A 12,480-nucleotide genomic window follows, 5' to 3' on the forward strand; every position below is an offset into this window, starting at 1 on the left:
TTATACACATTTTTTATTGTTAAATTACTTAGTATAATATATTGATTGTAATTATTACTCACATTATTTATATAATCATTTTTTTAGTGGATAATTATAGTAATTTATGTGTTTAAAGTTAGGAAACGTGATGGATATTGGATATCTAGCATTTTACACACAAAATTATCCACAAAGTTATTCTTTGTATTTTATAGGTTATTAACCTCTTGATACATAATATATATACCTAGTTACTGGTTATTTTTAATATAGATATTAAAGTATGAATAAAAAATTATCCACAAATACTAATAAGTTATGAATAAGCTAGTTATTCACTTGGTTTCAGACTCTTCAGTACAAGCAGTTAAGCATGCAGCTCATACTGCTTTGTCACAATTTAGTAAAATTGAGTCAAAATTATATCATTGGCCAATGTTAAGAAATGCAGAATTATTGAATGAGGTTTTGAGAAAAATTAAAATGAAGCCAGGCTTGGTATTATACACTATTTTAGATTATGAACTAAGAAGAAATTTAACTAAATTTTGTTATGATTTGAAAATTCCTTGTATTTCTGTCGTAGGTAGAATTGTAAAAGAAATTTCAGATTTTTTAGGTGTAGAAATAGAAGGAAGTTTAGTTTATGATTATGAATTTGATGAAAGTTATTTTGATAAAATTCATGCTATTGATTATACATTTAGACATGATGATGGTCAGATGACTAGTGAACTAGACGAAGCTGATATTATTCTGGTTGGTCCTTCTAGAACGTCAAAAACACCGACTTCTGTATATTTAGCATATAATGGATTTAAAACGGCAAATATACCTTATATACATGGTTATCCATTTTTAGATATTTTAGGAAATGTAACAAAACAACTTATAATTGGTTTAGTTATTGATCCAGCTAGATTGATTGAAATAAGAGAAACTAGAATGCATTCTTTACAAATAAGTGATAATACTAGCTATACTAATTTTAAAGTAGTCCAGGAAGAATGTATGCAAGTAAAACAAATTTGTGAACAACAAGGATGGTCAGTAATTGATGTTTCAAGAATATCTATAGAAGAAACTGCTTCTGTGATTATGAAACTTTATTATGATCGTAATAAGTCTGTTTTTAAAAAATAGATTATAATATTTTTAAGCAAATTTAAAGCAGTCATTTACAATGGGAGTTTTAATCCATATAATTTGTTAAAATAAATTTTGAATTTGAATAAGTTATATAGATAATATATGATAACTAAATAATTAAGGGACTATGACAAGTAATATAACAGATGATTCTTTTGATAAAGAAGTTTTACAATCTACTGATCCTGTATTAGTTGATTTTTGGGCTGAATGGTGTGGACCATGCAAAATGTTGACCCCTATTCTTGAAGAATTGAGTAAGGAATTGATAGGAAAGGTAAAAATTGTTAAAATGGATATAGAGCAAAATCCTAATATACCTTCAAGTTTAGGTATCCGTGCTATACCTACGATGATTCTATTCAAGGATGGCAAACAACTAGCTACTAAGACTGGATTATTTCCTAAAAATTCTATTGAAGAATGGATTGATTCTTCAATAAAAATGTAAATCATGTTTTTAGCATATGACGTCTAAACTAGTATCTATAGAAATAGTTGATGGTTTTGTCGAAGGAATCAACAATCAACAAAGAGTAGAAAGCTTAAGGCGTTTTCTTATTAAAGGGGGTAATATTTTTCCTTCGTCAATTCCTATCTTAAATAATATAAATTTTTCCTGTAAAACAGGTGAAAAAATTGCATTTATTGGTAGTAATGGTTCAGGAAAAAGTTCTTTGATTAAGGTAATTGCTGGAATTTATCCATTAAAATTTGGAACAGTTAAAGTTCATGGTGATTTTGCCGCTATCATTGAGACTGGCATAGGATTTGAGTTAGAGCAAACTGGCAGAGAAAATATTAAAATGCTTATGCTTTATAATAATATGTTAAGTAGATACAGTAAAGAATTAGAACGAGAGATTATAATTTTTTCTGAACTAGGTAGTAAGATAGATTTACCAGTAAAAAATTATAGTTCTGGTATGTTATCAAGATTAGCTTTCTCTGTATCGGTTTTTCAAGATGCAGATATTCTTTTGTTAGATGAAATTTTTGCTACTGGTGATAGTTATTTTGTTGAAAAATCTACTAATTTTATGAAAAATAAGTTACAAAATATACCAATTCTAATATTAGTAAGTCATCAGGAAAATATTATTAGGGATAATTGTAATAGATGTATCTTATTAAAAGAAGGTAGTATTATCGCGGATGGCAATCCAAGTGAAATATTAGAAATTTATAATAGTGGGAATTACTAATGTTAAAGTATTTTTTTTCCAAAAAATACTGGTTAGCAGTAATATTATTAACCCAAGCTTCTATATCTCGTCAAAATAAAGATTCTTTCTTGGGTTCGTTATGGGGTTTAGTTCAGCCTTTTGTCCATATAATAACTATTTCATTTTTTGTTGGATTTTTACTTAAACAACCAAGAGAAACAATGATTATGAATTTAGTTGGAGCTATACCATTATGGACGTTTATTGTTACTAGTTTAAATATATCATCAAATTCATTAACTAGTCGTAGTGGAATTATAAAAAAGATCATAATTTCTAGAACTATCTTTCCTATATCAGACAGTTTAGCACAAGTTTATAACCTAATTTACTCGTTTGTAGCTATGTATATAGCTTTTATCATTTTATATCCTGAAAGATTTAGTATAAATGTATTATTTGTACCAATTCTTGTCTTACCGTTGGTTATTTCAGTGTGCAGTAGTTCCATTGCCTTTGCATTTTTAACCCCATATATACGAGATGTTCCTCAAATTTTAAATCTAATTTTTAGTGTTGTATATTGGAGTATACCAATAGTGTATCCATATTCTATGGTACCAGAATCAAAAAGGATACTATTTGAAATTAATCCTATTTTTCTTGTTATAAGACCAGTTCAATTCTTAATAACAGAAGGAATACTGCCAGATGCATTCATGATTATCAAGTCTGTTATTGTAGCTGTTATTGTTACCTTCTTTAGTTATATTAGTTATAGGTTTTTTGCTAAAAATGTCATATATTATGTATGATATTTTAATCAAGGATCAGCTATATGACACTTGCTTTTGGATTAAATTTTGCTGATTTAAACAATTTACAAGGTCTAAAAAAATTAGATAATATTTTTTTAAATTTCCTGCGTAGTCATAATTATTCTCTCTATCAAATTATTTTATCATTAAGAGCCAGTCCTGAGCAAGTTGATCAGAAATATTACTCAGATTTTTTATTAGAAATTTCACCTATTTTAGATGATTTTTTGGCTGAATTATTTGCTATAGAGCAAGAAATAGCCAATATAAGACTTAGTCATAAAGAGTTTGATCTAATTTATGAATGTAAGAGAAAATTTGTTCAGCGTATCGCGGTAAAAAAATATCCTTATGAAAAATTACAGGAGATTGATTTTACTAATGTGTCAAATTCTCTAAAAAAACTCCTGGGAATAGAATGTTATCCTTGCGGTCATCCTTGTGGTATGTGCCATCCCTGCGATGTATGTCATCCCTGCGAAAGCAGGGATCCAGATTCCCGCCTACGCGGGAATGACAGGAGAGCAGACGGGAATGACAAAGGAGTGTATGAGGATGACAGAGGAACGGACGAGGATGACAAAAGTGATTTTACGAATAAGTTTGCTCGTCAAGTAATGGAATGGCAATTAGATGCTGAAAAATATGCTTTTGAGTTAGATATAGCAGCAAAATATGCGGCTTTTATGGTTTATAATAACGTTGAAAATCAACTATTTTCCCTACCCCAAAAAATAGATAAAGATAATCTAATAGACCATGACAAGGTAGCTAAGTATAGAAACAATGCAAGAATAGGATTTGATTATTTAGATTCTACGTCCAATCTAGATGTGGTTTTAAATAATACTCATTATTGTATCTATTGTCATAAACAGGAAAAAGACTCCTGTTCTAAAGGTTTATTATCAGCAATATACTCAAATCAGAAGAGTATGCTGTCAAAGTCGGGATGTCCGCTGAAGCAAAAAATCTCTGAGATGAATTATGTAAAATCAAAGGGATTTAATCTAGCTGCCCTTGCTATTATTATCATTGATAATCCAATGGTAGCTGCTACTGGTCACAGAATTTGTAATGATTGTTCCAATGCTTGCATCTATCAAAAGCAACAAGCTGTGGATATTCCTCTTGTTGAATCTAATATCTTAGAGACTACTCTGCTTCTGCCTTATGGGGTAGAAATATATTTAGTACTTACCAATTGGAATCCGCTTAACATTTTTGCTCCTTTACCAAATCTTCCAACTAATTATAAGGTTTTAGTAGTTGGTCAAGGACCAGCTGGCTTTAGTTTAAGTCATTATTTATTACGGGATGGGCATGATGTAATAGCCATAGATGGTTTAAAAATCACCCCATTGCCTTTTGATGTTAACAAATCTATTAAATATTGGTCTGATTATAAAAAAAACTTATCAGAGAGAATACCAGGAGGTTTTGGCGGAGTGGCTGAATATGGTATTACTCCAAGATGGGATAAAAATAATTTGACGATATTACGTCTGATGTTACAAAGAAATAGTCGGTTTAAACTTTTTGGTGGTGTAAGTCTGGATAGCAATATAACTATGGAGCAGGTATACCATTTGGGATTTGATCATGTTGCCTTGTGTACTGGGGCTGGTAAGCCCCAAATCGTTGAGATGAGAAATTTTCTTGCAAAAGGTGTTAGAACAGCTTCCGACTTTCTAATGACCTTGCAATCAGGAGGAGCTTTTTTAGAGCAATCTATCACTAATTTACTTATTAAGATGCCTATTATCATTATTGGTGGTGGATTGACCGCTATTGATGCAGCAACTGAAAGCTTAAATTATTATAAATTACAAGTAGAAAAGTTTCTAAAGAACTATCAGTTATCAGTTGTAAAGAATGGTAAAAAGCACACAGAGCAACATTGGACAAATGAGGATAGATTAATAGCTGAAGAATTTATTTTGCATGCAAAATTATTTAAGCAAGCACAAACTAGACAATCTATCAAGCAAATCCTAGACGAATTAGGCGGAGTAACAATTTGTTATAGGGGTAAATTAAAAGATTCTCCTGCATATAAGTTAAACCCTGAGGAAGTGATGTATGCTCTGGGGGATGGTGTAAAATTTGTTGAGGATATGATACCTTTAGGTATTGATGTTGATCAGTACAACTATACCCAATCGATAGAATTTGATAATTTAGGTGTAAGAAAAAAATTTAAGGCACGAACTGTACTGATGGCAATAGGTATCGATAAAGAGGTAGTAAATAATCATTTAGAAGATAATGTAACATATTTTGGTGATTGTGATCCTTTATACTCTGGAAGTGTGGTTAAAGCCATAGCAAGTAGTAAAGAAGGGTACAAAAATATCGGAGAAAAACTTACCCAAAATAGCCCAATTTTTCCTGGTAGTTATATAGATTTCTTTGCTAAATTAGATTATCTATTAATGAGTCGTATTGAAGAGGTTAATATTCTATCTGACAAGATAGTAGAGCTTGTAATACATTCTCCTCTTGCTGCTAAGAATTTTCAACCAGGGCAATTTTTCCGTTTGCAAAATTATTCTAGTGATATTGCAAAAATTATTGAACCTTTGGCTATTGCTGGAGCTTATGTTGATTCAAAAAATGGGTTAATTCATTTGATAGTTTGGCAAGGTGGTAAATCAAGTAATTTATGTAGATATTTATCGAAAAATGAGCAGGTAGTACTAATGGGGCCTAATGGTAAGCCAACTGAGATATTGAAAGATAGCAATATAGTTCTTATTGGAGGAGGGGTTGGAAATGCTGTTTTATGCTCAATAGCCAAGGCTCTTAAAAATAATAATTGTAAAATTATATATTTTGCTGGTTATAAAAATTTACAAGATAGATTTTATCAAGAAAAAATTGAAGAATCAGCTGATATAGTAGTTTGGTGTTGTGAAGAGGGGATTTTATCAAAAAATCGGTCAAAAGATATTAGTGTTAAGGGTAATTTGCTGTATGCTATAATGGGGTATTGTTCTCTCTGGGAGAATTTGGCTATAGATAGGATAATAGCCACCGGTGTTTCAGAAATGATGCAAGCTATAAGAGATATAAAAGATAATTTTTTTGGTAAAAAACCCCAACTAATAGTAAGCATTAATTCTCCTATGCAGTGCATGATGAAAGGCATTTGTGGGCAATGTATTCAAAAAATTACAGACAAAAATAGATATATTTTTACTTGTGCCTGCCAGGAGCAAGATGCAAAAATAGTCGATTTCACAGGGCTTAAGAGTCGTTTAGAACAAAATTCTCTGCAGGAAAAACTATGATTAATTCCTCCACGGTATATATATTGTAGTTTTTATGCTATGTATAGCTTTAAAACCTAGATAAACTGAAATACGTTCAATGATTATCTGTTGATAGTATGATATTTCTAAGGCGATGCTTGAATTTTCTGCTTGTACGTGTAAAATATTTATTAACTGTCCTTTCTCTTTAGCTTTAACTATTTTTAGAGGAATAGTTTTGCTACTAAATTTTGATCCAACAATCTTACTCCAATTAATCATAATTTCTGCAAGCAATGGGTGCTGCTTGCCAAAAATTCGTCTAATAATTATGTTGATGTCATGTCTGAGTGGTTTCATGGGCAAAATTAATGATTGTAACCATTACTACTAATATAGCAAAAATAATTGATACTAAAGGAAAATATAGAGAACTGATTGATAATATCATAAGTAATATATTGCATATTATAATTCTATACACTACTTCTCTATGACTTTTACCATTTTTCACTGCCTTTTGAAAAAAATGCTTTAAATGAGGTTGCCAAATCTTTTCCTTATTAAGTAGTCTAATTAATATGGTTAGTCCTCCATCGGTCATGTAATATAAGCTAGCAATAGATGAAGCAATAAATAAATGAATACTAGAAGCTGAAATAAGTATTAAACATAAACCTAATAAAAATCCTAAACTTATGCTACCTACGTCTCCTATAAAAATTTTAGCAGGATGCCAGTTAAATATCAAAAAACCTATAGAACATCCCAATATAATGATGTTAAGTACAATTATAAAATTTATATTTATTATTGTATCATACTTTAAATAACAGAGTATCAATATAGTGATAGATAAATGAATAGATTCGGCACCACTAATACCATCTATCCCATCAAGAAAATTGTAAATATTTAAAAAGGTAGTCAAATATATTATAGATAACACAAAATCAATATATAACGGTAATTCATAATGAAATAATAATGCCGGAGATAAAAATAATACAATGCTTATTGTAGAACAAATTATATGAATAATTAGTCTTATAAATACGGGAACGGAGATAAGATCATCTAAAAATGAAATTGTAGAAATGATCAGCAATAAAGGTAAAATTTTAATCGAATTTATTAGTGCTTTTGTTGTAAAATATTCGTAAGAGATAAGACCAATTATTACCACTATTACTATAGCAAGCCCACCTCCTCTTGGTGTAATTTTATTGTGTGCTCTACGTGGATCCGGTATATCCACCATTCCAAAAGAAGGAAGATTGAAAATCAATATCCAAGTAAAAAAGCTTGTTGCTATAAAAGATAACAAAAATAAAAAACTATAATTAATAAAATCACTCATAACAACATATTAGATTTAAAACTGAAATATTCATTAGCTGCAATAATCACGTGGTCATGAACAGATATATTCACATTAGCACAAGTTTCTACTATTTTGTGTGTTAGTTTTATATCAGTATTTGAAGGTTTGCTAACACCACTTGGATGATTATGTACTAATATAATTGCACCAGCTTCATTAAATAAAGCTCTTTTAATTATTTCTCTTGGATATATTGTTGCCTGATCTATGGTGCCTTGGCTTAAAACTTCATCAGCAATCAGGACATTCTTTTTATTTAGAAATAAGATACGAAACTGTTCTGTCTTCATATTACCCATCGTTGCTTTCAGATAATCTATTAGAATACTCCAAGAACTAATGACATTTTGATTTATTACTTTTTGTTTTAGCATTCTGTTAGTTAATTCACGCATAGTAACAAAATTTATGTATAAATTATCATTAGTCCCCTTAATATTAAGTAGTTTTTCTTTATCTGTATTTATTAAATCAGCCAGACTACCAAATCGCGTTAGTAATTCCTTCGCTAATGGTTTTACATCTTTTCTAGGTATTACAGAAAATAATATCATTTCAAGTAATTCATAATCCGCAAGATTCTCTGCAGACATAACAATACGTTGCCTTAGACGTTGTCTATGTCCAATATAATGAGGAGTATCATCTTTCATATTGTTCTATTATAAATCTATTTTATAAGGTGGATATGTCAAGTGTTTTGGTGACAAAGTAAAAATGTCAAAACCATCTTTGGTTACCCCCAAACTATGCTCAAATTGTGCTGATAATGATTTATCACTTGTGGTAACTGTCCAATCGTCTAATTTACTTAGATGGGTAGAGTGATGTCCAGCATTTACCATTGGTTCAATAGTAAAAAACATACCTTCTTCTAATACCAAGCCAGTGCCAGCTTTACCGTAATGTAGAACATCCGGTTTTGTATGGAATATACGCCCTATCCCGTGACCAGTATAATTTCTAACAACTGAATAATTATGCTTTTCAACATAAGTTTGTATAGCATTTCCGATAGTTCCTAAATGTACTCCTGGTTTCACTAGTTCAATTCCTGTCATCATAGCATCATAAGTAACTTGCACTAAGCGTTTTGCTTTAATTCCGACATCACCAACGTAAAACATTCTACTAGTGTCACCGTACCATCCATCAACAATTACAGTAACGTCAATGTTTATGATATCACCATTCTTAAGGAGTTTATCATTTGGGATACCATGGCATACTACATGGTTAACAGAAGTGCAAATTGATTTTGGGAAGCCATTATAGTTTAAAGGTGCAGGGATTGAATTATTGGATACAATAAAGTCATGGCAAAGATCATTTAAATAAATGGTACTTACCCCTGGTTTTACATAATTAGTAATGAAATCTAAGGTTTCTGCAGCAAGTTTACCTGCAATATGCATTTTTTTAAAGTCTTCGGCTGTATGAATGGTTATAGTCATAAAATAATTAACTTTTTTTATTAAAATTATCTGTTGAAAGTAGAAATATATACTAAATTTTCACTTTTTTAAATTATTATTTGAATTTCATTGGATCTTTTTCAACAACCCTGACTTTATAGAAGCTATAAGATAGGGTTATTGTCTCAACATCATTCATTTCTTTATCTTCCTCAAAATCAGAGTCTATAAAAAATGTTACGGGCATTAACATTTTCTCTCTTGCTTTTAATAACTGTTCTTCAAAACAAAAACAATGTATTTTAACAAAATATTTACCGGCTTTATTGGGTGTAACATTATAAACGGAAGTTCCTATTATATCATCGTTGCTTAGATTTTCAGACTCGTAAAAAATTAGTGTATTTTGTCCTGGAATAACTGTAGCCCTTCTTTGTTTAGGAATAAATCGCCAAGGTAAATTACTATCAACATTAGAGTCAAATTCTATAGTTATCACTCTAGTTCCCTTTTTAGGGGAATATATATTAAATTCCTGTCTTACGGTGGTACCGCCATAACCAGTGACTTTACAAAATAAATTATAAATTGGTATCGATGCAAAGCTTAAAAAAACCATACTAAATGCTAAGCTAACTAAGGCTAAGGCAAATTTCCTATTGGAACGTCTATTAGGATCTGTGAACATTTCTCTTTAATGGGCTCCGTCCATTATACCTATTTGGATTAGCTCTATTGTAAAAAATCAAATTTTAACTTTTTACGAAAAGTCTATTTAAAATATCTTAAACTTATGATATTATATACTCGTTTTAATAAAACAACCTATTTTAAGGTATTATATGACTAACAAAATCAGTGTGCCAGTAATTTCTGCAGAATCAGGATTTTATCAATATTTGCAAAAAATTAATAAAGTTCCATCACTCTCACAAGAGGAGGAATTTTTACTTGCCAAAGCCTATCTTGAACAAAACGATCTAGAAGCTGCACATAAGTTAGTAACTAGCCACTTGAAATTAGTAGCAAAAATTGCCATTAGATATAGAAATTATGGACTACCTCTAAATGAGCTTGTATCAGAAGGGAATTTAGGTCTTATGCAGGCAGTAAAGAAATATAATCCTGATTTAGGTTTTCGTTTGTCTACTTATGCTTTGTGGTGGGTTAAAGCTTCAATCCATGAATATGTCTTAAGATCTTGGTCTTTGGTTAAAATGGGTACTACAGCAGCACAAAAAAAATTATTCTTTAGTCTTGGTAAAATTAAGCATAAAATTGCTAACCTATATTCAAGGGCTGTCACAGATCAAGATTTTGTTCAAATTGCTCAAGAACTTGGAGTGACTACCAATGAAGTTAGTGAAATGAATGCTAGATTATCTGGTCCAGACTTATCGCTGAACAATTTGGTAAATGGTGATGATAATAGTAGTAGCGAATTAATTGAATTTTTACCAGAAACTCGTCCAAGTCAAGAGCTAAGATTAATTAGCCAAGAGGATTCTGCTAATAAGCATAACTTGTTAACCCAAGCGATGAAGATCTTAAATGATCGCGAATTACATATTCTTACTGAGCGTAAATTAACAGATTCTCCAAAAACTCTGGATATTCTTAGTATAGAATATAAAATTTCTAAGGAAAGAATTAGGCAGATTGAAAACACCGCATTTGAGAAAGTGAAAAACTTTATACTTCAGCAAATGCCAAAACCTGTTTAAAAGTCTATTTAGATATATCAGTTGTCATTGCGAGGAGACCACGTAGTGGTCGTGGCAACCCATTTTTCTGTCATGCCTGCTTGGCTTAGTGTAATCTTTGCTTGCCTTAACTGTCATCCCTGTGAAAGCAGGGATATAAAGATTCCCGCCTACGTGCATATGCGTCAATTTAAGAAGGTAATAATTGGAAAACCGTCATTGCGAGAAGGCGTTAGCCGACGAAGCAATCCATAAAAGTAACCAAAAATGGATTGCCACGCCACATATTGTAGCTCGCTAATAGACAACTTTTTCTTAAACTGATGCTTATGAGCATTGAGCGACGACGTCCCCAACTTCTCATCAGTTGACTATATAAACATGAAAGAACCATTATCGATATATATACACTGGCCATTCTGTCTATCAAAATGTCCGTATTGTGACTTTAATTCTCATGTTTCAGATAAAGTAGACCATAATGATTGGCTGAAATGTTATGAGTTAGAACTGAATCATTTCAAGGATACTATAGGTCATAAATATATAAAATCTATTTTCTTTGGTGGTGGCACCCCATCTTTAATGAAGCCATTTGTTGTTGAAGGAATCATTAGCAAAATAGCAAATCTAGCAATAATAGATGAGTACACAGAAATTACTTTAGAAACAAATCCTACTTCATTTGAGACCGAGAAATTTAAAGACTTTAGATTAGCTGGAATAAATAGGGTGTCAATTGGCGTTCAGTCTTTAGTGGAAACTGACTTAAAGAGTTTAGGGCGACAACATGATGTGGGGCAAGCAATCAAAACTATTGAGATAGCTCGCCGCATTTTTCCCAGAATATCTTTTGACCTAATTTATGCAAGAAGTAACCAAACTCTAAAAAGTTGGCAAGACGAACTGACCAATGCTATGCAACTTGCCTCAGGTCATATCTCATTATATCAACTATTCATCGAAAAAGGTACGTTATTTTATAAATTGTTTAACGATGGGAATCTGACTATACCAAGCTCAGATCAAGCGGCTGATCAGTATGAGTGGACTAATTTATACTTAAAGTCACAAGGATATTTTAGGTATGAAATATCAAATTATGCTATGTTAGGTCATGAATGTAAGCATAATTTGACATATTGGCAATATAATAATTATTTAGGTATAGGTCCTGGTGCTCATAGTAGAGTTAATATGTACGATAGTGATTTTACATCTAATCTCTATAGTATCATGATGTGGCATAAGCCAGAAAAATGGTTGCAAACTGTTAAGAGCTTGGGCTGTGGCATTCAACATATCAATAAACTTTCTATGCAAGAAATAACCGAAGAAATGTTGATGATGGGACTACGTCTTGAAAATGGTCTAAATATTGACCTTATACAAAAAAGAACAGGTAAGCAATTATTTGACATTTTGGACATACAAAAGGCAATATACTATAAAAAGTTGGATCTACTTCAGTGGAATGAGGGATCAGGCGATAAAGGTCATATTAATCTTACAGATAAAGGTCTAATGTTACACAGCTATATAGTACCAAGGTTGTTTTCACAATAGAACTTATATAAAAAATTATTGACTCAGCATATTTTATATGTTA

At 31.0% G+C, this 12,480-nt stretch carries 12 protein-coding genes; 7 read left to right on the forward strand and 5 right to left on the reverse strand.

Translation table 11 applies throughout. The annotated features are described in order from the left end of the window. Positions 1-300: 300 nt before the first annotated feature. The 5 genes from NBW66_RS00005 (at position 301) to NBW66_RS00025 (ending at position 6,408) form a co-directional block, all read left to right on the forward strand. Complete coding sequence (locus NBW66_RS00005) at positions 301-1,125, forward strand: pyruvate, water dikinase regulatory protein (protein ID WP_250311365.1); 825 nt, start codon at positions 301-303, stop codon at positions 1,123-1,125. Between the two features lie 133 nt (positions 1,126-1,258). Beyond that, positions 1,259-1,582 carry a thioredoxin gene (gene trxA / locus NBW66_RS00010; protein ID WP_250311366.1) on the forward strand — a complete coding sequence of 108 codons (324 nt, stop codon included), beginning with the start codon at positions 1,259-1,261 and terminating at the stop codon, positions 1,580-1,582. A gap of 16 nt (positions 1,583-1,598) precedes the next feature. After that, on the forward strand, positions 1,599-2,336 hold the full coding sequence (locus NBW66_RS00015; protein WP_250311367.1) for an ABC transporter ATP-binding protein: 738 nt from the start codon (positions 1,599-1,601) through the stop codon (positions 2,334-2,336). After that, the gene (locus NBW66_RS00020; protein ID WP_250311368.1) at positions 2,336-3,112 is read left to right on the forward strand and encodes an ABC transporter permease; all 777 of its coding nucleotides are present in this window, start codon (positions 2,336-2,338) and stop codon (positions 3,110-3,112) included. Before NBW66_RS00015 ends, NBW66_RS00020 begins: the two co-directional genes overlap by 1 nt. Positions 3,113-3,135: 23 nt before the next feature. After that, positions 3,136-6,408: an FAD-dependent oxidoreductase gene (locus NBW66_RS00025; RefSeq protein WP_250311369.1), complete on the forward strand. Its 3,273-nt coding sequence runs from the start codon at positions 3,136-3,138 to the stop codon at positions 6,406-6,408. Here the strand turns inward: NBW66_RS00025 and NBW66_RS00030 are convergent, their stop codons facing one another. The 5 genes from NBW66_RS00030 to NBW66_RS00050 all read right to left on the reverse strand — a co-directional run bounded on the left by NBW66_RS00030 (position 6,409) and on the right by NBW66_RS00050 (position 9,856). Beyond that, positions 6,409-6,729, reverse strand: a complete 321-nt coding sequence (locus NBW66_RS00030) for a DUF721 domain-containing protein (RefSeq protein ID WP_250311370.1) — start codon at positions 6,727-6,729, stop codon at positions 6,409-6,411. Then, positions 6,710-7,729: an MraY family glycosyltransferase gene (locus NBW66_RS00035; protein WP_250311371.1), complete on the reverse strand. Its 1,020-nt coding sequence runs from the start codon at positions 7,727-7,729 to the stop codon at positions 6,710-6,712. Before NBW66_RS00035 ends, NBW66_RS00030 begins: the two co-directional genes overlap by 20 nt. Continuing rightward, on the reverse strand, positions 7,726-8,406 hold the full coding sequence (radC, locus tag NBW66_RS00040; protein ID WP_250311372.1) for a RadC family protein: 681 nt from the start codon (positions 8,404-8,406) through the stop codon (positions 7,726-7,728). Before radC ends, NBW66_RS00035 begins: the two co-directional genes overlap by 4 nt. A gap of 9 nt (positions 8,407-8,415) precedes the next feature. Further along, entirely contained in the window at positions 8,416-9,207 is a 792-nt protein-coding gene (map, locus tag NBW66_RS00045) for a type I methionyl aminopeptidase (RefSeq protein ID WP_250311373.1), read from the reverse strand. Between the two features lie 76 nt (positions 9,208-9,283). Further along, positions 9,284-9,856, reverse strand: a complete 573-nt coding sequence (locus NBW66_RS00050) for a cytochrome c oxidase assembly protein (protein WP_250311374.1) — start codon at positions 9,854-9,856, stop codon at positions 9,284-9,286. A gap of 154 nt (positions 9,857-10,010) precedes the next feature. Between NBW66_RS00050 and rpoH the strand changes: the two genes are divergently transcribed. Beyond that, a complete protein-coding gene (gene rpoH / locus NBW66_RS00055; protein ID WP_250311375.1) occupies positions 10,011-10,892 on the forward strand; it encodes an RNA polymerase sigma factor RpoH in 882 nt (293 codons plus the stop codon). A gap of 360 nt (positions 10,893-11,252) precedes the next feature. Then, the gene (hemW, locus tag NBW66_RS00060) at positions 11,253-12,437 is read left to right on the forward strand and encodes a radical SAM family heme chaperone HemW (RefSeq protein ID WP_250311376.1); all 1,185 of its coding nucleotides are present in this window, start codon (positions 11,253-11,255) and stop codon (positions 12,435-12,437) included. Positions 12,438-12,480: the final 43 nt, after the last annotated feature.

Source organism: Rickettsia endosymbiont of Oedothorax gibbosus (assembly GCF_936269705.1).
Classification (GTDB): Bacteria; Pseudomonadota; Alphaproteobacteria; order Rickettsiales; family Rickettsiaceae; genus Tisiphia.